General features: G+C 52.8%; 19 protein-coding genes and 1 other annotated feature. Of the genes, 4 read left to right on the top strand and 15 right to left on the bottom strand.

The window, feature by feature from the left end:
- Positions 1 to 8 precede the first annotated feature (8 nt).
- The gene (locus tag KNP67_RS01175; protein WP_131471083.1) at positions 9 to 1,670 is read left to right on the top strand and encodes a hypothetical protein; all 1,662 of its coding nucleotides are present in this window, start codon (positions 9 to 11) and stop codon (positions 1,668 to 1,670) included.
- 44 nt (positions 1,671 to 1,714) lie between these two features.
- On the opposite strand, the gene KNP67_RS01170 is transcribed toward KNP67_RS01175, so the two are convergent.
- Positions 1,715 to 3,298, bottom strand: a complete 1,584-nt coding sequence (locus KNP67_RS01170; protein ID WP_214755732.1) for a hypothetical protein — start codon at positions 3,296 to 3,298, stop codon at positions 1,715 to 1,717.
- 44 nt (positions 3,299 to 3,342) lie between these two features.
- Complete coding sequence (locus KNP67_RS01165; RefSeq protein WP_214755731.1) at positions 3,343 to 4,587, bottom strand: bifunctional folylpolyglutamate synthase/dihydrofolate synthase; 1,245 nt, start codon at positions 4,585 to 4,587, stop codon at positions 3,343 to 3,345.
- 108 nt (positions 4,588 to 4,695) lie between these two features.
- On the opposite strand from KNP67_RS01165, the gene KNP67_RS01160 reads away from it, so the two are divergent.
- From KNP67_RS01160 to KNP67_RS01150, 3 genes are all read left to right on the top strand, one after another.
- Positions 4,696 to 6,132: a protein adenylyltransferase SelO gene (locus KNP67_RS01160; RefSeq protein ID WP_214755730.1), complete on the top strand. Its 1,437-nt coding sequence runs from the start codon at positions 4,696 to 4,698 to the stop codon at positions 6,130 to 6,132.
- Positions 6,133 to 6,219: 87 nt separating this feature from the next.
- Entirely contained in the window at positions 6,220 to 6,396 is a 177-nt protein-coding gene (locus KNP67_RS01155; protein ID WP_158001045.1) for a hypothetical protein, read from the top strand.
- On the top strand, positions 6,393 to 6,593 hold the full coding sequence (locus KNP67_RS01150; protein ID WP_029595847.1) for a hypothetical protein: 201 nt from the start codon (positions 6,393 to 6,395) through the stop codon (positions 6,591 to 6,593). Before KNP67_RS01155 ends, KNP67_RS01150 begins: the two co-directional genes overlap by 4 nt.
- Positions 6,594 to 6,793: 200 nt before the next feature.
- Here the strand turns inward: KNP67_RS01150 and KNP67_RS01145 are convergent, their stop codons facing one another.
- The 13 genes from KNP67_RS01145 to clpX form a co-directional block, all read right to left on the bottom strand.
- Positions 6,794 to 7,141 carry a hypothetical protein gene (locus KNP67_RS01145; protein ID WP_029595848.1) on the bottom strand — a complete coding sequence of 116 codons (348 nt, stop codon included), beginning with the start codon at positions 7,139 to 7,141 and terminating at the stop codon, positions 6,794 to 6,796.
- A 138-nt stretch (positions 7,142 to 7,279) separates the two neighbouring features.
- Positions 7,280 to 7,627, bottom strand: a complete 348-nt coding sequence (locus KNP67_RS01140; protein ID WP_029595849.1) for a hypothetical protein — start codon at positions 7,625 to 7,627, stop codon at positions 7,280 to 7,282.
- Positions 7,628 to 7,645: 18 nt separating this feature from the next.
- On the bottom strand, positions 7,646 to 8,422 hold the full coding sequence (locus tag KNP67_RS01135) for a hypothetical protein (protein WP_214755729.1): 777 nt from the start codon (positions 8,420 to 8,422) through the stop codon (positions 7,646 to 7,648).
- A 94-nt stretch (positions 8,423 to 8,516) separates the two neighbouring features.
- Positions 8,517 to 11,168: a valine--tRNA ligase gene (locus KNP67_RS01130; RefSeq protein ID WP_029595851.1), complete on the bottom strand. Its 2,652-nt coding sequence runs from the start codon at positions 11,166 to 11,168 to the stop codon at positions 8,517 to 8,519.
- Positions 11,169 to 11,223: 55 nt separating this feature from the next.
- Positions 11,224 to 11,443: a binding site (T-box leader), on the bottom strand.
- Positions 11,444 to 11,490: 47 nt separating this feature from the next.
- Positions 11,491 to 12,795, bottom strand: coding sequence for a glutamate-1-semialdehyde 2,1-aminomutase (hemL, locus tag KNP67_RS01125; RefSeq protein WP_214755728.1), 1,305 nt, complete (start codon positions 12,793 to 12,795; stop codon positions 11,491 to 11,493).
- Positions 12,792 to 13,772 carry a porphobilinogen synthase gene (gene hemB, locus KNP67_RS01120; RefSeq protein ID WP_021066852.1) on the bottom strand — a complete coding sequence of 327 codons (981 nt, stop codon included), beginning with the start codon at positions 13,770 to 13,772 and terminating at the stop codon, positions 12,792 to 12,794. Before hemB ends, hemL begins: the two co-directional genes overlap by 4 nt.
- Positions 13,769 to 14,434, bottom strand: a complete 666-nt coding sequence (locus tag KNP67_RS01115) for a uroporphyrinogen-III synthase (RefSeq protein ID WP_029595854.1) — start codon at positions 14,432 to 14,434, stop codon at positions 13,769 to 13,771. The genes hemB and KNP67_RS01115 overlap by 4 nt, the downstream gene beginning before the upstream one ends.
- Positions 14,427 to 15,344 carry a hydroxymethylbilane synthase gene (hemC, locus tag KNP67_RS01110; RefSeq protein ID WP_029595855.1) on the bottom strand — a complete coding sequence of 306 codons (918 nt, stop codon included), beginning with the start codon at positions 15,342 to 15,344 and terminating at the stop codon, positions 14,427 to 14,429. The genes KNP67_RS01115 and hemC overlap by 8 nt, the downstream gene beginning before the upstream one ends.
- A gap of 60 nt (positions 15,345 to 15,404) precedes the next feature.
- Positions 15,405 to 16,748, bottom strand: a complete 1,344-nt coding sequence (gene hemA, locus KNP67_RS01105) for a glutamyl-tRNA reductase (protein WP_021066849.1) — start codon at positions 16,746 to 16,748, stop codon at positions 15,405 to 15,407.
- Between the two features lie 185 nt (positions 16,749 to 16,933).
- Positions 16,934 to 18,100: an AI-2E family transporter gene (locus tag KNP67_RS01100; RefSeq protein WP_131471167.1), complete on the bottom strand. Its 1,167-nt coding sequence runs from the start codon at positions 18,098 to 18,100 to the stop codon at positions 16,934 to 16,936.
- Between the two features lie 123 nt (positions 18,101 to 18,223).
- Positions 18,224 to 18,820, bottom strand: coding sequence for a ribosome biogenesis GTP-binding protein YihA/YsxC (gene yihA, locus KNP67_RS01095; protein WP_131471078.1), 597 nt, complete (start codon positions 18,818 to 18,820; stop codon positions 18,224 to 18,226).
- A 3-nt stretch (positions 18,821 to 18,823) separates the two neighbouring features.
- Positions 18,824 to 21,124, bottom strand: coding sequence for an endopeptidase La (lon, locus tag KNP67_RS01090; protein WP_131471077.1), 2,301 nt, complete (start codon positions 21,122 to 21,124; stop codon positions 18,824 to 18,826).
- 70 nt (positions 21,125 to 21,194) lie between these two features.
- Positions 21,195 to 22,463, bottom strand: a complete 1,269-nt coding sequence (gene clpX, locus KNP67_RS01085) for an ATP-dependent protease ATP-binding subunit ClpX (RefSeq protein ID WP_021066845.1) — start codon at positions 22,461 to 22,463, stop codon at positions 21,195 to 21,197.
- Between the last annotated feature and the right edge of the window lie 149 nt (positions 22,464 to 22,612).

Below are 22,612 nucleotides of genomic sequence, written 5' to 3'. Positions count from 1 at the left end.
GGAGTCAAATGAAACAAGATGAACGAGGCTACGTCCTCATCCTCGTCCTCGTGACGATGGCGGCACTCGCCGTCCTCTCGCTCGCAGCGATTCAAGTCAACTTGGCCACGAACAAGCAGACGAATCTCCGTGTCGATGAGACGCAACTCGATACCGACGTCAAAGGCGTGCTCGATGTGCTCGTCGCCGACCTCCGAGCGACGTTCCCGCTCCACGATGCGAATGTCGTCCAACCGTATATGGAGAACGAGCAATTGTTCCAGGCGAAAGTCGAGACTGTACTTAAACAGGATACGTTGTATGCAGGGACGCGCCAATCGGGCGATAACGATATCCGCTACTCAATCACCCGCTCGACAGCGGACCAGGCGAACGCCCCGTTCACGACGGTGCTCACGTTGACCGCGACCGGGACGACGAAAGCGAAGCCGGAACAGCCGATGCAAACGAGCTCGTATAGCCAAGAAGTGTATGTGACGGCGCTGCCGTCATTCCTCTATTACGTGCTCGGGTCGGACGACACGTTGACGGTCAATGGTCCACCGAAGATTGAAGGGAACTTGTTTGCGGGGACAAAGCTCGCACTCGAACGCGACGCGAAGTACCAACTGAAAGACCAAATCAACACGCTGAACAATAGCGCCTCGAGCCGGTTTTATCTCGATGGCCGCATTGACCTCGGAAACGGGGCGACGTGCGACGGCTGCGAGACGCCGAACTATTTCACGAATTCGACCACGCCTGGTGTGAACTATGAACCTGAGATTGGTCCGGTTGAGAGTACCTTTTCTCGCTTTAACTTGAATTACTCGGTCATCCAGTTCGCGAACCGACACCGTGCCACTGCCGGTAAATTGCCTTATACCAATTCACCGAAGCAAACGCTGTTTCAATCAACGTTAATCCCGACATCGACGATTTCACCCTTTCTCAAGCAAACTTACGTCGTCGATGGAGAGACAACGCCACGTGAACGGCCGACCGAGTTTATCGATTCCAGCCAGCTCAATTCGGTCCAAACGTTACAACTCGTCAATCTTCCAGTAGGTGTGACAGGTCCGATGGTCATCACCAAGTCGATTACGAACAGCACCGTCCCGCTTCTCTTAAACGGAGATGTCACCATCGACGCATTAGACACCATCACCATTAGCCGCCCACTAATCATTAATGGGGATTTGACGATTCGTGGGAAAGTCGCGTTCAATACGACCGTTTATACATTAGGAGACGCGTTCATTGATCGCGCGGATTTATTGCCGGTCGCTTCTGGTGCGAATGACAGTTCACTCGTCCTGCTCGCCGAAGGAAAAATTTTATTGAATCGAATCAATGAATTCCAGGACAGTTCTTCGACGCTCCAAGCATTTATGTACAGCGCTTCGACTGAACCGACTCGACTCTATTCTGTCGGCTCCATTGTCAACATGAAAGGCGGTCTGTATAGTAAAGGGCCGCTCGAAGTAAACACATTCCGCGGTTCGTTTAAATCATTACCGCAACAGGCGAATAAACAAGCTTATTTCGCTCCTGGGAATGTGATTGCCTCTCCAGACGTCGACGATTCACGTCTCGTCATGGAATATAATGAGGGTGTATTCCGCCAAATCGACACGCTCCCGGTCACAAACCAGCTCCAACTGTTCGTCGGTCAACAATTGAAGAAATGAAAAAGAGGCTGCTCTCACGAGTAGCCTCTTTTCTATGATTGAGATTAATAGAAATCGCCAGACGGATCTTTGGTTCCTGGGTTCGGATCCGTACCTGCTTTGACGCGGACGTAGAACGTTTGGCTGATGATTTTCGGACCTTCTCCTGCTTTAAATGATGCACTGACGTCCTCTGTGACCAGACCGATTTTCGCGATACCCGGCTTCAAGAGTGTCAATACGCCATCTTTTGCGGTCATGACATCCGTTCCTTCGAGGACAGTCAAACCGTAACCCGTCACGTTTGCCGTCTCCGGCCAGAATTTGACCGGATAGCTATATGGGCTGTCTGTCATGTAGAGAATGACGTTCGGTGTCGAGACTTTTTGTGGATACTCTTTCACGTTAATCAAGACAGGCATCGTCTGTCCGATATAATCCTTTAATTTCGCAACGACCGAAACGTTGCTCGTACTCCCATGCTCGGCTTGTACGGTAGCAGACGTGTTTTGACTTGAGAGAATTTTCAAGGCGGACGAATCAGCGTTCCATTTTACAGCAAGCGGATTGGCAAGAGCTTGTTTATCTTCCACCAATTGTTCCAATGTCAATAAAGTCTGTTGCTTAACCAATGTTCCTGCTTCATTTTTGTACACCCAAAGTTCTTGATCATTTGTAGTTAATGATAAATCCGGTAGTTTTACGACAACCTTCATATCATTTGATTTAACTTTTTGACCGTTCGCGTATTCATAAACGGCTTTCACAGTCGCCTCACCGGCATCCAACGCTTTTAACGTAACGCTTTGATTCGTTGAATTCGTTTGATTTACGAAACTGGACTTATCAATTTCCCATGTGAGTTTCGCATTTGGTGGAATCGCCGCTTTCACAGTCGCTAAGTTAGCTTCTACCGTTTTTGAATTCCCCAAATAAATCGTCGTTTCACTTGGAACGTTGATTTTCAGTTCTTCTACCGTCACCGTCGTTTTTGTGAAGCCACTCCCAGCATCAGTGAACGAACGATTATGTTTTTGCGCACCGCTCCCATTCCCAGAATGGTCAGCTTCCAACGAATAGGCATACCGTCCGTTTTCGAACGTATAACTACCCGGTTTTTCTGCAATCAATTTGACGGTGATGAGGTCAGAGAATGCTGCATTCTTATAATCATTACAAGATTCAAGTCCGGAGTTTTTCTTTCCACAGAGTACATTGATTGTTCCCGTTAAGAGACGTGTTTTAGGATCAAAATTTAAATTGTGAGCTGTTGAAGGAGTTACGACTGCAGATAATCCTTCTGGAATTGTCTCTTCAATTGTCACAGCCCATTCTACATACTTGTAAGAATTGATGTTCGGACCGTTTGTAAAATCAAGAATGTTATTCAATGACAAGTCATATGTCAAATCAAAACTGTCTCCTATGAGCACAGCTTCTGGTGTAACTGTTCGAATTGTCTCATCTTTAATATCCGTTTGAAAAACAATGCCCTGTTTGTTTCCATTACCGTTACCATTATTGCCGTTATTGTTCCCATTTCCTCTTCCGTTCCCGTTATTCGCAAACGTTGATGTATACGCGAACAACAATAAGACCATCCCTATTACTATGAGGAACCCGTACTTGGATCTTAGCTGCCTCTTCATCGTTGTGCCTCCAGTCGGTTTGTCATCACACTTCTTCAGTTAATTCATACCCCTTTTTCTTCCTGTTCACAAGCGGTTTTTTTCAAACTTTGGAAATAGGTTCTGACTTCACTGATAAAGTAGAGCGACCCGGTCACGACGAGCGTCTCAGATTTCGGTGCTTCGAACCACGCAGCCAACCACTCCTGCCAGTCCGCGTAACGGGCCCCGTCGGCAATCAGACTGTCTTTCGTTCGAGTACGCGGGAAATCGAACGTCGTCTCATAGACGTCCGCCACCGTCTGGAGCGACGCGACCATCGCCTCGCGGTCCTTATCAGCGAGAATGGCCGCGAGGACAGTCACGTCACGCTCGAGTTTCAGTTGTTCGACGAGTGCGGCGACGCCTTCCGCGTTATGTGCCCCGTCGAGCACGATACGTGGCTGTCTCGAGATGAGCTCATAGCGTCCCGGATGTTGCGCTGACTCGAGTCCCGCTCGAATCGCTTCTTTCTTCCACCCAAGATGTCGCGCGACGGCGACAGCACACGCTCCGTTATACGCTTGATGGTGTCCGGTCAATCCGATTGTCACCGGAGGCATCCCATCATACGTGACGACCGTGTCGGCCCCATCCTCTACGGATGAGACGAGCGGCGTGACGTCGTGAATCGGCGCGTCCATCGTCTCACCTTGTTGTTCGAGCAACTCAATCAACCGCTTCTCCGTCAAGCTATGGAACATCGGCACACCCGACTTCATGATACCGAACTTCTCGAGGGCAATCTCTTCGAGCGTGTCGCCGAGAATCCCTTGATGATCATGTCCAATCGACGTCACGATGGTCGCGAGCGGCTTCTGTAACACGTTCGTCGAGTCGAGACGTCCTCCGAGCCCGACTTCCCAAATGACGAGGTCAGGCTGTTGCTCATGGAAATAGAGCCACGCCATGACCGTCAGCAGTTCGAACTCCGTCAACGTCTCTGGTGACGAGTTCGCACAGTCACGGACTCTATTGGCGATGCGGATGAGGTCCTCTTCTCGAATCGGTTCCCCGTTCAACATGATCCGTTCCTCGAACTGGATGATGTATGGCGAGATGAACGTCCCGACGTTCAAGCCCTGTTTCGTCGCCATGGCCCGCAAGAAAGCGACCGTCGACCCTTTCCCGTTCGTCCCCGCCACGTGAATCGACGGCAATTCCTTGATTTGTAGCGCGTTCAGCATCCACTCGATTCGTTTCAGGCCCGGCTTAATCCCGAACCGCAGCTGCCCGTTCAGCCATTTTAATACGTCTAGTCTCGTCTCCATCTTCCATCACTCCTGTTTTCACACTTCCCTCTCATCTTACCAAAATTCGCGAAGCGCTATGCAAGGAATCGGCTGTGCTATACTCGAGGCGAAGAAGGGGGAATCACCATGACAACTAATTGGAACTTCGAGGCGACCTACCTCGATCTCCGTGACATCTTTTACGACCGGGGACCGGTCCATCCGGTCGATAAGCCCGAGCTCGTCCTTTGGAACGAAGCGCTCGCCGAGACACTCGGACTCGACGCCGAAGCACGTCAAGACGTCGCACTCTTTGCCGGTAATCGCCAGACGGAGACGTCGTTCTCACAAGCGTATGCCGGCCACCAGTTCGGCCATTTCACAATGCTCGGTGACGGACGAGCACTCGTGCTCGGGGAACATGTCGCCCCGAACGGAAAGCGTGTCGATGTTCAATTGAAAGGCTCAGGTCCGACCGAGTATTCGCGTGGAGGCGATGGACGGGCCGCCGTTGGACCGATGGTGCGCGAGTTCCTCATCAGTGAGGCGATGCACGCCCTCGGCATCCCGACGAACCGGGCGCTCGCCGTCGTCACGACCGGTGAGCCGATCATGCGCCAAGGACCGAAGCATGGTGCCATCTTGACGCGCGTCGCGGCAAGCCATTTGCGCGTCGGTACGTTCCAATATGCCGCTGCGGCCGGATCGATTGATGACGTCATCGCTCTCGCCGACTATGCGATTCAGCGCCACGACCCTGATCTTGAAGGACAGCCGAATCGCTATGAACAGTTCCTCGGCCGCGTCATCACCCGCCAAGCGAAGCTCATCGCGGATTGGCAACTCGTCGGATTCATCCACGGCGTCATGAACACGGATAACACGTTCATCAGCGGTGAAGGTCTTGATTACGGACCATGTGCATTCATGGATACGTATCACCCGAACACCGTCTTCAGCTCCATCGACCGCGAGGGACGCTACGCCTATGCGAATCAGCCGTATATCGGGTCGTGGAACTTGGCCCGCCTCGCCGAGACGCTGTTGCCGCTCCTCGCTGACACGCAAGAAACCGCCGTCGATATCGCCAATAAACTGTTGAACGACTACACGGAAACGTATAAAGAAGCATACTTTACTGGCCTCGCCCATAAAATCGGGCTCTACGTCCGAAAAGATGGCGACGATGAACTGACAGACGAGTTGCTCCGACTCATGATGGAGTCTGAGGCTGACTTCACGAACACGTTCCGCGCGCTCACACTCGGCGACACAAATTCGCTTGCCTTTGCTAAGCAAGATGATGGCAAGGCGTGGCTGTCCGCTTGGCAAAAACGCCTCGGAGAGCAAGGTCTTCCTGATGAGGACGTCATCCGGCTCATGCGTCAGCATAACCCGGCCGTCATTCCTCGCAACCATCACGTCGAGGCCGCCCTCACAGCAGCCGAGCGCGGCGACTTCGGTCCGACGCAAGTACTGCTCGACGTATTGCGGAAGCCTTACGATTATGAAGCCGACTATGGACGCTATGTCTCACCAGGACCACCACGGACGTATCCGTATCAGACGTTTTGTGGCACGTGAACCATTCTGCTTCGGCAGGATGGTTTTTTTGGAACCTTTTTCATTTTCGAGCGTAAAGTGGATAACATCACTTTTAGGAGGTTCAACATGCTTCTACTCACTTCACTCATTGCGTTAGGGTTTGCCTGCTTGATGTCAATCGAGCTATTGCAAGGACCATTCATAGATGACTGGGCCTGGCTAATGCCTGCCTTTTTCTTTGCTGTTTCCTTTTCCACCTTGATGAGACATTTGAATAACCTTGAATGGAATGAATCGAAATGAAGATGACTATCTTGCTCATGGCAATCATCGTCTTATCCACGTCCTATCTCGTCTACAGTTTTTATCTGTCATTTACGGGTCAGCCGATTCAGCCGCAAGTAACTGGACTCGCAATCGGCGTCCTGCTCACGTCCTCGTATTTCGTGACAACCGGTCGTCTTCCGTTTTGGACAGAACCGGAGGAAGAAGACGTATGAAGGTTCTTTATTCCGTCTTGGTAGGATTCGGAAGCATCCTTTATGTCGTCTATGCCATGCACCTATTCCGCATTGGTTATCCTCAACCGCTCCTCTTGCATGTTTTGTTTGCCGCCACTGTATTTGGCATAATCTACATCGAACGCAAACGAAACCCCGAACATCGATGACGATGCTCGGGGTTGTTCTTTTCTATAGACTCATAGTCCGAAATGAATCATGTCCTTCTTGTCTACTTGGGCTTGTGTGATTTTGGAAATAAGTCGATTCAGTTGTTCCGACTCATGCGTGTACATCATCGCTTTGACGACTTGATAGAACAGCGCCAGTGACTCATATGGAATGAGCGTGATCCCGCATTCGTCTAATCCGAATCCAGGACGGTCATAGGAGTGGAAATACGTGCGCATCTCGTTCAGCTCCTCGATAAACTCATCCACCCACTCCCCATCCACCGAGACACAATCGAAGTGTTCAGGTGTATACGTATCATATGATGATTGACGATTTGTTGAATCCAATACACCGAATTCGTGCGTGTATGGCATGGCCATCCCTCCCTGTAAAAATATGTACACTTTAAATACCTTCATCGACTTAACCAAGTTTCGACCTACGTTCCTAACACGCATTCTCAATGAGAGTCTATGTAACGAATGGCAATGTATAATTATTTTCTTAGTCCGTTAAATCCCAAAATGAACCAAGTCTTTGCCTTCGCGTTCGGCTTGAATGATGAGACTCGCCAAATCGCTCAACTCTTCTGAACGATGGAATACACGTGACTGCGTGACGATGTCATAAAACATCGATAACGATTCGTTTGGGATGAGGGTAATTCCGTAATAATCCAGCCCGAGATCAGGACGATGATACGAATGAAAATAGGTCCGCATAATCGAGCACGCTTCCATAAGCTCTTGGATAAAATCATCATCAACCTCAGTGTAGCCATTATAATCTGGATTACGTGTAGGTGCTTTCAATGTTCGTTCCCATAAATCAAATTCGTGCACTGGCAAATTAGAACTCATCCTTTCGCCTGCTTCAATTTATTCTTTAATTGGAAAATCCACCGACCACGCCTCCGGTAGCGAGTCCGAAAGGTCGAGCAACACCTCTTCCGACACATTGCCCGTCACGACGATGAGCTTGCCCTGGTCTACGTAAAACAAGCCGTTCCCTTCCGGTTGATTCAAGCGATACCGCTCATTCGAAACGTCACGCCGTTCAATCAATTCTCCGTCAGCCACACTGAAAGCATCGGTCACTAAAATCGTGATGCATTGCGTCTCATCATACAACGTCCACATCTCCACCGGCCGCTCGAGCTGACTCATCTCGAAGTTGTCGACAAACAGCTCTTCTTCAGGCAAGTCCAACCCGTGTCGGACTTTTTCGGCCGCCTCGGGAATCGTAAAGTTTTGAATCCCGTGCAACCCCCACTCCTCGTCCCGTGAATAGTTGAATACGCCGAACGAATCGTCGCGGTTTGGTAACTTAATGGCAATGAGCCCGAGATCATCGATGACGGTTTCATAGATTACACCGTCTCTCGCTGGTCGCTCGGACGTACCATCTGTATATTGAAGTGTGTATTGGGCCGTGACCGCATCAACTAGTCGAACGGTCCCTTTTGGCACGTCCTCAATCATCGAGCCGAACACTTCTTTGTCCGTCGTTACGGGAATATCCTTGGAAGACGTCTCTTCTGCACTTTCATTAATTGTCACTCCTGATTCCGTCGGTTCGATCGGTTCAGCTCGTTCCGCCACACACCCACTCAGTCCCATAACTGCCAAACTTAACATCATTCCGATTCGTCTCATGTCACACCACCTTTATATCGTCTCCTCTCCTAAATTCCACCAAACGACAAAAAAACCTTCTTCGGAGAACAAGTCTCCAAAGAAGGTTGATTCATTATTTACGCAACTCTTCCAAACGGGCGCGGACTGCGTCACGTTTGTCGAGGTAGTCTTTCTCTTTCGCCTTCTCTTCGTCGATGACGTGAGCCGGTGCCTTGCCAGTGAAGCCTGGGTTGCCGAGTTTCTTCTGAACGCGCTCGACTTCCTTCTCGTACTTCGCCACTTCTTTTTCAAGACGGGCGATTTCTTCCTCAAAGTTGATGAGGTCAGCGAGTGGGATGAACAGTTCCGCACCCGTCATGATGGCTGACATCGACTTATCAGGAGCCGTCAAGCCACGTCCGATTTCGAGCTCGGTCGCGTTCGTGAACTTGCCGATTGTCGTTTCGTTCGCGCTCAAGTAATCTTGTGTCGCCTCATCCGACGTCGAGATGAAGAGCTGAATCGGTTTCGACATTGGGGCGTTCACTTCCGAACGGATGTTACGGACCGAACGGATGACGTTCATGACCGCTTCGAACGCTGGTACCGAGTCCGCGAAGTGGAGCTCGTCGCGGCGTGTCGGGTAGCTCGCACGGACAATCGAGTCGCCTTCGTGCGGCAAGTGCTGCCAGATTTCCTCTGTGAGGAACGGCATGAACGGATGCATGAGACGCATGATTGAGTCGAGCGTGTACGCGAGCACTGAACGCGTCGTCGCTTTCGCAGCCTCGTCCTCACCGTAGAGCGTGAGTTTCGCCATCTCGATGTACCAGTTACAGAACTCTTCCCAGATGAAGTTGTACAAGTAACGGCCGGCTTCGCCGAACTCATACTTGTCGACGAGACGTGTCACTTGGTCGATTGTGTCGTTCAAGCGAGTGAGAATCCACTTGTCAGCGAGCGTCTTCTCACCTGACAAATCGATCTCCTCATACTTCATGCCGTCCATGTTCATAAGGGCGAAACGGCTCGCGTTCCAAATCTTGTTCGCGAAGTTCCATGTCGATTCGATTTTCTCCCAATAGAAACGAAGGTCGTTCCCTGGTGTCGATCCCGTAAGGAGGAACCAGCGGAGCGAGTCCGCGCCGTATTGGTCGATGACTTCCATCGGGTCGACGCCGTTACCGAGCGACTTCGACATCTTGCGGCCTTCCGAGTCGCGGATGAGACCGTGGATGAGCACGTCGTTGAACGGCTGCTTCCCAGTGAACTCGAGCGATTGGAAAATCATGCGAGATACCCAGAAGAAGATGATGTCGTAACCCGTGACGAGCGCGCTCGTCGGGAAGTAACGTTTGAAGTCTGCCGAGTCCGTATCCGGCCAGCCCATCGTCGAGAACGGCCAAAGCGCTGACGAGAACCATGTGTCGAGCACGTCTTCATCTTGATGCCAGTTCTCACTGTCCGCCGGTGCTTCTTTACCTACATAAATCTCACCTGTCTCATTGTGGTACCAAGCCGGGATGCGGTGACCCCACCAGAGTTGGCGGCTGATACACCAATCACGGATGTTCTCCATCCAACGGAGGTATGTGCCTTCGAACCGCTCTGGGACGAAGTTGACTTTCGTATCGTCATGTCCTTGCGCTTCGAGCGCTGCTTTCGCGAGCGGCTCCATGTCGACGAACCACTGTTTCGAAAGATAAGGCTCGATGACTGCGCCTGAACGTTCCGAGTGACCGACCGAGTGCGTGTGTGGCTCAATCTTGACGAGCGTGCCGTCTGCTTCTAGGTCTTTGACGAGTTGCTTGCGGCATTCGAAACGGTCGAGCCCTTCGTACTTGCCAGCATTCTCGTTCATCTTGCCGCCTTCGTCCATGACGAGGATGCGCGGGAGCTCGTGGCGGTTCCCGATCTCGAAGTCGTTCGGGTCGTGCGCCGGTGTGATCTTGACGCAACCTGTACCGAACTCCATGTCGACGTAGTCGTCAGCGACGATCGGAATCTCGCGGTTCATGACCGGAAGCATGATCGTCTTGCCGACGAGGTGCGCGTAACGCTCATCTTTCGGGTTAACGGCAACGGCCGTATCGCCGAGCATCGTCTCCGGACGCGTCGTCGCGATCTCGATGTGGCCTGAGCCATCAGCGAGCGGGTATTTCATGTGATAGAACGCGCCTTCGACTTCTTGATAGATTACTTCGATATCCGAAACGGCCGTCTTTTGCGCCGGGTCCCAGTTGACGATATATTCGCCGCGGTAAATCAAGCCTTTCTCATAGAGGCGGACGAACACTTCCTGGACCGCTTTCGAGAGTCCTTCGTCGAGCGTGAAGCGCTCACGTGAGTAGTCGAGACCGAGGCCAAGTTTTGACCATTGGGCACGGATCGTATCGGCGTACTCGTCTTTCCATTCCCACGTCTTCTCGAGGAACTTCTCGCGTCCGAGGTCATAGCGCATAATGCCGTCCTCACGGAGCTTCTGTTCGACTTTCGCTTGTGTCGCGATCCCGGCGTGGTCCATCCCTGGGAGCCAGAGGACGTCATATCCTTGCATGCGCTTGAGGCGCGTCAATAAGTCTTGGAGCGTCGTGTCCCACGCGTGTCCGAGGTGAAGTTTCCCTGTTACGTTCGGTGGCGGGATGACAATCGTGTACGGCTGTTTTGAATCGTCCTCGTCTGCTTTGAATACGTCGTTCTCTAACCAGTAGTCATACCATTTCGCTTCCGTCGCACTTGGATCGTACTTCGTCGGCATGGTGATTTCGTTTGTCTCGTTGGCCATATGCCCAACCTCCTCTAATGATGTGGACAAAAAAACGGCTACTCTCGTCCTTAACGCTAAGGACGAAAGAAGCCGTATCTTCCGCGGTACCACCTTAGTTCGCCACATGTGGCGCCCTCAAAATCGAATAACGGTCGATGGACCGGACCTTCCTACTTCGTTCAAAAGGTCAGCTCCGAGGCGACTTCCGCACCATCCCTCGCGGCCTCACACCAAGCGGCCGCGTCTCTGAAAAAGGATGTTGATTGCGTACTATTCCTCATCGTAGCTTTTGTTCGTATCTGTTAAACAATTGTAGCGACAGAAGCTGTTTCCGTCAAGATTACAATGAAAACTCTTGTTGCAGCTCTTTGAACGTCGCGTCGACCGCTGTGAGCGTCAAGTCGATATCTTCGTCCGTGTGAACGGTCGAGAGGAACAATCCTTCGAACTGTGACGGTGGCAAGAACACGCCGCGCGCCGCCATCTTCTGATAGTAAGCGCGGAACAAGTCGAGGTTCGCCGTCTTCGCCTTCTCGAAGTTCGTCACTTTCTCATTCGTGAAGAAGAATCCGAACATCGAGCCGGCCCGGTTCGTGTCGTGCGGGATGTTATACTTCTCGGCCGCTTTCGTATAGCCTTCAGCGAGACGGTCCGCTTTGCGTTCGAACTCGGCGTAGTGCTCAGGCTTGAGTTGCGATAACGTCGTGTAGCCGGCGATCATCGCGAGCGGGTTCCCTGAGAGCGTCCCTGCCTGGTAAATCGGTCCTTGTGGCGCGATTTGTTCCATAATCTCGCGTTTCCCGCCATAGGCACCGACCGGAAGGCCGCCGCCGATGACTTTCCCGAGGCACGTCAAGTCCGGCGTCACGCCGAAGTAGCCTTGGGCACAGTTATAGCCGACCCGGAATCCGGTCATGACCTCGTCAAAGATGAGGAGCGAGCCGTATTGTTCCGTGATCTCGCGGAGTCCTTCGAGGAAGCCAGGTTGCGGTGGCACGAAGCCCATGTTACCGGCCGCCGGTTCGACGATGACACCAGCGATATCGTCGCCGAACTTCTCGAAGGCGATGCGGAGAGCATCCAAATCGTTATATGGCACCGTGAGCGTCTGGCTCGCCAAGTCTTTCGGTACGCCCGGCGAGTCCGGGAGACCGAGCGTCGCGACGCCCGAACCGGCCTTGATGAGGAGCGAGTCGCCATGACCGTGGTAGCAGCCTTCGAACTTCAAGATTTTCGTCTTGCCCGTGTAACCGCGTGCGAGGCGGAGTGCCGCCATCGTCGCTTCCGTACCCGAGTTGACCATGCGCACCATCTCGATCGATGGGACGCGCTCGATGACGAGCTCGGCCATTTTCGTTTCGAGCTCGGTCGGTGTCCCGAACGTCCAGCCTTTCTCAGCTTGCTCTTGAATCGCCTTCGTGACGACAGGGTCGCGGTGGCCGAGGATGAGTGGTCCCCATGAGAGGACGTAATCGATATATTCGTTGCCATCGATATCGTAGACGCGTGAGCCTTCACCGCGTTCAGCGAAGATTGGCGTCATGCCGACTGATTTATAGGCACGGACCGGGCTGTTCACCCCGCCCGGCATGAGCGGACGTGCTTGTTCGAACGCCGCTTCTGAGCGTGTTTGTTTGTAGGTCATGCGTAGTCTCCTTCCAAATAGCGACAGACGTCTTTTGCGAAATATGTGACGATGAGGTCCGCACCGGCCCGTTTGAAGCCGACCATCGTCTCCATGACGATGCGTTGCTCATCGACCCAGTCGTTCAAAGCAGCCGCTTTGACCATGGCGTACTCTCCGCTCACGTTATACGCCACGATCGGCATATCGAGCGAGTCGCGCATGTCACGGATGATGTCCATGAACGCGAGCGCCGGTTTGACGATCATGAAATCGGCGCCTTGCTCGACGTCCGATTGTGATTCGCGGAACGCTTCACGGCGGTTGGCCGGGTCCATCTGATAGCCTTTGCGGTCGCCTTCACCAGGTGCCGATTGCGCTGCGTCACGGAACGGTCCGTAGTACGCCGATGCGTACTTGACGCCGTAACTCATGATCGGGATATGGTTGAAACCGTTTTGGTCGAGTCCTTCACGGATCGCGGCGACGAAGCCGTCCATCATCGAGCTCGGCGCGATGATGTCAGCGCCTGCTTGCGCTTGCGTGATGGCCGTCTGGACGTGAAGTGGTAGCGACGCGTCGTTATCGACGTCACCGTTCTTCACGATGCCACAGTGGCCTGTCGACGTATATTCGCACAGGCATGTGTCGGCGATGACCGTGAGCTGTGGTGCCCACGCTTTCACTTTACGGATCGCTTCTTGGACGATGCCGTGGTCATGATACGCTTCCGTACCTTCCGGGTCTTTATGTTCAGGTACGCCGAACAAGAGCACCGATTGAATACCGAGGTCGACGATCTCGTTGATCTCGTCCTCGAGACGGTCGAGCGAGAAGTTGAAGACGCCCGGCATCGAGCTGACTTCGCGTTTAATGTCTGTCCCTTCGATGATGAAGAGCGGGTAAATCAAATCTTCTTTCCGAACATGATTTTCACGTACGAGTGCACGCATTGACTTCGATGAACGAAGACGACGATGACGGTCAAACTGGTTCATGAAAAATCCTCCCCTATACACTGTATTAATGCATCCATAGTATAACACTCAGGCACTCGGACCGGTAACGTCGACACTTCCCGGACGGCGCGCTCGGTCACTTCACCGATGGCGTACCACGTCCCGTGGAAATGGTCGAGATATGGCGTGAGCGCCCGGACGGCGGACGGGCTGAGCACGAGGAGCGCTTCGATTCCTTCGAGCGCCTCGACTTCCGTCTCTGTCAGTTCACGGCCAATCGTCTCATAGACGACCCAGTCGTGGACGTTTTCGAGTTGCGTCATGTGCGCCGTGTTCGCCAAGTCGCCCCGGGCGAACAAGACGACCTCGTCTGACTTTACGACAGTTGCAAGGTCATGGAACAACGCCTCGCCCGTAAACGTCTCCGGCATGAGCGCGACGGTGAATCCAACGGCCTCGAGTGCTTGTTTCGTTTTCTCGCCGACGGCCGCGACTTTGACGTCACGTGGGACGTCACAAAGCGCCGGTACCGCTGTCTGGCTCGTCACGACGAGCCAATCGAATCGGCTGATCGGCATCTGGTTGTGCGTCAATCTCGTCTCGATGAGCGGGACGTGATGAACGGAAAGACCGCTCGCGGTGAGCCGGGCTCGCTGCGAAGCGGTCAGTCGTTTTGTCCCTGTGTACCAGACGTCACGCATTGACCGAGGCGAGAATTTCGCGCCCGCCGCGTCCGAGCAGGTCGTCTGCTACGTCTTTCCCGAGTGCGACCGCGTCTGACGACGTCTTCGTCACGCGGAGCACTTCTTTGCCGTCGACCGAGGCGATGAGGCCTGTGAGTGTCACGTCGTCGCCATCAACCGTCGCATAACCGCCGACCGGTACGTGGCAGCTGCCTTCAATCGCCTTGAGGAACGTCCGCTCGGCCGTCGCAGCTTTCGCCGTCACGTCGTCATGGAGCAATTGTAGAATTGCCGTCACTTCAGCGTCGTCCTTCCGGCTTTCGATGGCAAGTACACCTTGTCCGACGGCTGGGACCATCATGTCGGCGTCAAGCGCTTCGAAGTCGACGCGGTCCGTCCAACCCATGCGCTCGAGCCCGGCTTTAGCGAGCAAGATGGCGTTGAAGTTTTCTGTCTCGAGTTTTTTGAGGCGCGTGTCGATGTTCCCGCGAATCCATTGAATGTCGAAGTCCGGGCGAGCGGCGAGCATTTGGGCACCGCGGCGCAGTGAGCTCGTCCCGATGACGGCACCTTCCGGGAGCGTCTCGAGCGTATAGCCGTTCTCGCAGATGAGCACATCACGGGCGTCGACGCGTTTCGGCATGCAGCTGATATAGAGCTCTTCCGGCAACTCGGCCGGGACGTCTTTCATGCTGTGGACCGCGAAATCGATGTCCCCGGCGAGCATCTGTTGCTGAATCTCTTTGACGAACAACCCTTTGCCGCCGACTTTCGAGAGTTGCACGTCGACGATTTGGTCCCCTTTCGTCACGATCTCTTTGATTTCGAACTCGTTTTGAGCCCCGGCTTTCTTCAATTGATCGATGACCCATTTCGTCTGTGTCATCGCAAGTTGTGAGCGGCGTGAGCCGACGATAATTTTACGCATGATCGGTTATCCCCTTCATAGAAAAAGGCGACGAGATCCGCCGCCTTTTTTTGTTTTGTATTAGCGCATCAAGGCGCGAAGTGGTGCTTTCGCTGACATCGCTTCGGCTTCTTCCGTTTCCGGTTCGGCGTCAGGGACGTCGACATCTAGACCGAACGTCTCCACGAACTGATTGATGCGTGTGTTCGCATCTGGTTGCGCAGCGGCGTCTTTGATGTAATCAATCGGTTCACGAAGCATCTGGTTGATGATTGACTTCATATGCTTGCCGATGACTTTTTTATCGCGGTCCGACAGATGATCGAGCTTGCGCTCGAGGCTTTCCATCGTCTCTTCTTGAATGTTGAGCGCACGGGCGCGCAATTCATTCATGATCGGCACGACACCAAGCGTGATGAGCCACGTTTGGAACTCTTGAATCGCCTCATCGATTTTGATTTCAATCTTTTCGGCTTCGATGAGACGGGCCGCCAAGTTTTTATTGACGATGCCGTTCAAGTCATCCACATCGAACAAGTGGACGCCCGGAAGCGCCCGGACCGCTGGATCGATATCTCGCGGCACGGCAATGTCGATTAACAACAGTGGACGTTCCCGGCGGAGCAGTTGTGCTGCGGCGACGTCATCATAGGCGATGACGGCTTCTTTCGCACCGGTCGAGCTAATTAAAATATCAGCGTCAAGCAAGCCGCAAGCAATCTCACGGATCGAGTGGGCCCGGCCTTTGAACTTGTCAGCGACCGCTTTCGCTTTGCTCTCGGTCCGGTTAAAGACGGCAATCTGTTTCGCACCGGCCTCGAACAAGTTGAGCGTCGTCAACTCGCCTGTCTCACCCGCACCGACGACGACGACTTGTTTATCATCGAGCGACGAATACATTTCCTGGGCGAGCGTGACTGCTGCCGCGCTGACCGATACCGACATTTCCCCAATTTGCGTGTCAGTATGGGCACGTTTGGCGAGCGTCACGGCTTCTTTGAACAGTTTGTTGAACACCGTTCCCGTCGTCCCGTTCTCTTGGGCGCGGAAGAAGCTCGATTTCACTTGTCCTAAAATCTGTGTTTCCCCAATGATCATCGAATCGAGTCCAGACGTGACGCGGAACAAGTGGCGAATCGCCTCTTCTCCTTCACGAATCGATAAATAAGGGGTGAATTGGTCCATCTCTAAATCAAACCAGTTCGCTAAAAACCGTTTTGTATAATAACGACCCGTATGGAGCTGGTCTGTGACGACATATAGCTCTGTTCGGTTACAAGTCGACAAAATAACCGATTCAAATATGCTTTTCTCTTCGCGAAGTGCAATCATCGCATCCACGATTTCTTGCTCCCCAAACGAGAACTGCTCCCGAATCGCGACAGGGGCTGTCTTGTTATTTAGTCCAACGACGACAATATGCATGTACCTCTTCCCCTCATCCAAAATCCACCGACGGTTGTCTCTTCTTTTTCACATCTCTACCGTACATTATAACAATTTTTATTTAGGAACTATAATCTTCTGTTCGATTTTTGTGAAATAATTTAAGAACTTTTTGTGACAAAAAAAAGTAGAAACGGACATAGAGACCATTTCTACTTGATTCCTCATTTTAAAGAGGATGGATCGGTGATGATTGTACTCTCTTGGGTCTTTTCTTCTTCCTCCGCTTCGAGGTAATGTTTCCGTTCCCTCAGCTTGTAAATGCGGACGATATTTTGAACGACGACTTTCGCCACCGCGTAGAACGGAACCGCGATGAGCATCCCGATAATCCCGGCCAAGTTCCCGGCGACGAGCAAGACGATGATGATCGTCAGCGGGTGCACCTTGAGTGACTTGCCTTGGATGAGCGGCGAGATGACGTTCGATTCGATCTGTTGGACGATGATGATGACGACGATGACCCAAAGCACTTTAATCGGATCTTGGATGAAAGCGACGACAACGGCCGGTGCCGCACCGAGGAACGGTCCGACGTACGGGATGATGTTCGTCACCATCATGAAGAGCGCGAGTAGGATGGCATAGTCGAGTCCGATAATCCATAATCCGATGAGCGACGTGATTCCGACGAAGAACGCCACGATCAACTGGGCATGGACGTAGTTTTTAACCGTCGTATGCATGTCATGCAAAATGTTGCGTGTCTCACGCTCATAGCTCGACGGCAACAACTTCACGATTGAGTCCGGAAGACGTTTCCCGTCAAGTAACATATACAAAAGCATGAATGGAATGACGACGATTGTGATGACGGCCGACGTGATGAAGCCGACAAGACGACCGAACGATGACGCGACATTCCCGAAGACGTCTCCGAGATACGTCGTGACGTTGTTCGTGAAGTCGGTGAACATGTCATCGTTCTCATTGACGAATCGTGACAAGAACTCGTTTTCCATGAGCGAGTCCCGAACGGCGAAGATTTGCACCTGCAACTCTTTCGCGATGCTCGGCAAGGCGTTCACGAGTGACGTCACTTGCTCGACGAGAAGCGGTCCGAGCACGCTGAAGACGATTGTGATGATGAGCAGGAGTGACGTCAAGGTAATGGCGACGGATACGCCGCGTTTCCCGGAACGTCTCTCCAAGTAGTCGACGATGCCGACGAGAAAATAAAAGAATAGTCCAGCAATGATGAGCGGTACCGTGACGAGCGCCAAGATTACCTTCACCGGTTCGAACACGAATGAGATCTGTGTCCCGACCCAGATGACCAAGAAAATCGTCAACGTCCAAAATAATGCGCGGTACCATTTGTTTCCAAACATAATATGCATCCTTCCACCTCGTTCAATATTCTCTTGTCCTAACAATATGTAGACAATTATACGATAAATACCCGCTCCGGTAACCATGAAAACAAAAAAGACGAGGGAATCCCCTCGCCTCGTTCAGTCGTCTTCGCGTGTCAACAAATCGTAAATCGCTTTCCACGCCTCGTCTTTCCCTTCGGCTGTCTCAGCCGAGAAGGCGACGAACCGGTCAGTCGATTCAAACTGAAGCTTGCGTTTGACGGCCGACTCATGTTTTTGACGTTGCGCCTTCTTGATTTTATCGAGTTTCGTCGCCACGACGATGACCGGAATCTCGTAATGCTTCAAGAAGTTGTACATCGTCACGTCGTCACTTGACGGCTCATGACGGATATCGACCAACAGGACGACGCCGCGAAGCGCGCTCTGTGACGTCAAATATTGCTCCATCATGATGCCCCACTTCTCCCGCTCCGTCTTTGAGACTTTCGCGTAGCCATAGCCCGGCACGTCGACGAACATGATTTCATCGTTGATGTTGAAGAAGTTCAGCGTCTGCGTCTTCCCTGGCTTCGAAGACGTCCGTGCGAGTGCTTTGCGCTGACAAATCTTGTTGATGAACGATGACTTCCCGACGTTCGAACGTCCGGCGAGTGCGACTTCCGGTAACTCATGAATCGGGTAATGGTCAGGTGCGACGGCACTCGTGACAAATTCTGCTTTAGTGATTTTCATTATTTAATTTCCTCCAAATGCTACTTCTAATACTTGATCGAGCGTCGTGACCGGGACGAACGTCAGTTTCTCACGGACGGTGTCTTGAATGTCATCGATGTCACGCTCATTGTCTTTCGGAATGACGATGGTCGTCAAGCCGGCTCGGTGTGCGGCGAGCGCTTTCTCTTTCAATCCACCGATTGGCAGGACGCGGCCGCGGAGCGTGATTTCCCCGGTCATCCCGATGTCACGGCGGACTTTCTTGCCGGTCAACGCCGAGATGAGCGCCGTCGCGATTGTAATCCCCGCCGACGGACCGTCTTTCGGGACGGCACCTTCCGGCACGTGGATATGCACGTCTTGGCGCTCGTAGAACGTCGGGTCAATCCCGAACCGTTCCGCGTTTGAACGGACGTAGCTATACGCCGTCTGCGCCGACTCTTGCATGACGTCACCGAGTTTCCCCGTCAACTGGAGCTTGCCTTTACCAGGTGCGAGTGCGACTTCAATCGTGAGCGTGTCGCCCCCGAACGCCGTGTAGGCGAGTCCGGTGACAGCACCGATCGAGTCTTCCGTCTCCCCTTTGCCGTAGCGGTACTTCGGTTTCCCGAGGTAGTCGCCGAGGCTCTTCAATGAGACGGTGACGCGTTTCTTCTCGCCGATGGCGATTTGCTTCGCCGCTTTCCGGCAAAGTGAACCGATGACGCGTTCCAAGTTCCGGACACCGGCCTCACGCGTGTAACGGCGAACGACTTCGTAAAGTGCGTCCTCTTTAATCGTGAGCTGGCTCTTCTTCAAGCCGTGCTCTTTATACTGTTTCGGTACCAAGTGACGCTTGGCGATCTCGACTTTCTCGAGTTCCGTGTAGCCGCCGATTTGGATGAGTTCCATCCGGTCAAGGAGCGGCGCCGGAATTTGCGAGACGTCGTTCGCCGTCGCGATGAAGAGCACGTTCGATAAGTCGAACGGTTCCTCGATATAGTGGTCCGAGAACGAGACGTTCTGTTCCGGGTCGAGCACTTCGAGCATGGCCGACGCCGGGTCACCCCGGAAATCGGACGCCATCTTGTCGATCTCGTCGAGCAAGAACACCGGGTTCTTGCTCTCGGCCTGTTTCAAACCACGGATGATGCGGCCTGGCATCGCACCGATGTATGTGCGACGGTGCCCACGAATCTCGGCCTCGTCACGCACTCCGCCTAGCGAGACACGGACGAAGTGACGTTCGAGCGCCGACGCGATCGAGCGGGCGAGTGACGTCTTCCCGACCCCTGGAGGTCCGGCGAGACAAAGAATCGGTCCACGGAGCGAGTTCGTCAATTGACGGACCGCCAAGTACTCGAGGATTCGGTCTTTCACCGACTCGAGCCCGTAGTGGTCGTCATCTAACACATCGGCCGCATGTTTGACGTCGAGTTTATCTTCCGTCTCGATGCCCCACGGGAGCGAGGCGATCCAGTCGAGATAGTTGCGGATGACGGCATACTCGGGTGACGTCGCCGGGACGACGTTCAACCGCTCGGCTTCGCGCATGACGTTCTTCCGTGTCGTCTCAGGCAAATCGAGCGCCTCGAGTTTCTCACGGAGACGGTTCGGTTCAGACTCTTGCGACTGGTCGCCGAGCTCTTGCTGAATCGTCTTCATCTGTTCGCGCAAATAGTACTCTTTTTGTGCCTGTTCGATCGTCTTCTTCGTCCGTTCGCGCAACTCTTGCTCGAGCTCGATGATCTCGACCTCGTGCGTCATAATCTCGAGCAGCTCTAAGCCGCGTTTGACGGCGTCCGGTTCTTCGAGCATCGCTTGGCGGATGTCGACGTCGACGTCGAGCTTCGAAGCGATATAGTCGGTCAACGACTCGAGCCGTTCATACATCTCGAAACGACGACGCTCGTCCGGTGACAATCCTTTGATGGACCCGACGAGTTTTCCGAACTGTTCTTTCAATAAGCGCACGAGTGCCGTCCGCTCGACTTCTTCCCCTTCGACGAGTTCAAGTGGCTCGACGTCTGCGAACCAGCCTTCCTTCGTCTCTTCAATCGAGTTGATCTTGACGCGTTCTTTCCCGACTAAGCGGACGCGGACTGTCTCGTTCGACAGCTCGCTCATCTTGGCGATATGGACGCGTGTCCCGATCGCGTACAAGTCTTCCGGTTTAGGTGATTCTTTCCCCGTCTCTTTTTGTGTCACAACAATCAAATCTGTCTCGTGTTCCTTTGCGGCAAGGAGTGCTCGTAGGGAGAGCGGACGCCCAACGTCGATTGTCACTCCGATGAGCGGATACACCACGACTCCACGCAAAGGAAGGATTGGTAATTGTTCCATTACAACGCCTCCTGTGCAAAAAGGCCCAAAACTCGGATGTGCCGAGTGTTTGAGCCTTTTTCGTTCAAAATTATGCTGTCTCTTTATTGTCGCCTGTCTGTTCGACAGTACCATCGCGAAGTACGTATTTCGGACCGGCAAGACCCGTAATCGTTTCATCCGTGATGATGACTTTCTCGATATCGTCGCGCGATGGGACAGTGAACATCACATCGAGCATCATTTCTTCGATAATCGAGCGGAGACCGCGTGCGCCTGTCTTACGTTTGATCGCAAGTTTGGCGATTTCAACCAACGCCTCGTCTGTGAACGAGAGTTCGACATCGTCGAGTTCGAGCATTTTCTCGTACTGACGAACGAGAGCATTCTTCGGCTTCGTCAAGATTTCGACGAGTGCTTCCTCGTCAAGCGTCGTGAGCGTCGCCATAACCGGTAAACGACCGATGAATTCAGGAATCAATCCGAATTTCTGAAGGTCTTCCGGAAGCGCGCGGGCGAGCAAGTCTTCTTGCGTCAACTCGCGGTTTTCTTGGTCGTTCCCAAAGCCGATGACTTTCTTCCCGATGCGGCGTTTAACGACCGCTTCGATGCCAGCGAACGCGCCGCCGACGATGAACAAGATGTTCGTCGTATCGATTTGGATAAACTCTTGATGCGGATGCTTACGTCCACCTTGCGGCGGTACGCTTGCGACCGTCCCTTCCAAGATTTTAAGAAGTGCCTGCTGAACGCCTTCACCCGAAACGTCACGCGTGATCGATGGGTTTTCCGACTTACGGGCAATCTTATCAATTTCATCGATATAGATGATTCCTTTTTCAGCCTTCTCGACATCATAGTCAGCCGATTGAATCAACTTGAGCAAGATGTTCTCGACGTCTTCCCCGACGTAACCGGCTTCTGTCAAGCTCGTCGCGTCCGCGATTGCGAACGGGACGTTCAAGACGCGAGCCATCGTCTGAGCGAGAAGCGTCTTACCGCTACCAGTTGGTCCGATCATGACGATGTTCGACTTCGAAAGTTCGACATCATCCGAACGGCCACCGGCGTTGATGCGTTTATAGTGGTTATAGACAGCTACTGAAAGCGCACGTTTGGCGCGGTCTTGACCAATGACATAATCGTCTAGGATGTTACGAATCTCTTGTGGTTTTGGAATGTCTTTAAATTCAACTTCTTCCTCCACACCGAGCTCTTCCTCAACGATTTCATTGCAAAGTTCGATACATTCGTCACAAATGTATACGCCAGGACCGGCGACTAATTTACGGACTTGTTCTTGCGATTTTCCGCAAAACGAGCACTTGAGTTGCCCCTTTTCCTCGTTAAATTTGAACATTCGGTACACCCCTTCTAAATGAAAATGGATGTAAGTGCGATAAATCGCCTATTTGTATTCCCAGGTGCGCATGCACCGTGAAAAGACATTTACATCTCTGCGTTGCAATAATTGTAGCATGAACAAATCACTTCATCAAAGATAAACAC

It is taken from the genome of Exiguobacterium sp. s157 (assembly GCF_018618205.1).
GTDB classification, from domain to species: Bacteria; Bacillota; Bacilli; order Exiguobacteriales; family Exiguobacteriaceae; genus Exiguobacterium; species Exiguobacterium chiriqhucha.
Note: the sequence above shows the minus strand (reverse complement) of the source record. Positions and strands in the feature narration are given on the sequence as shown.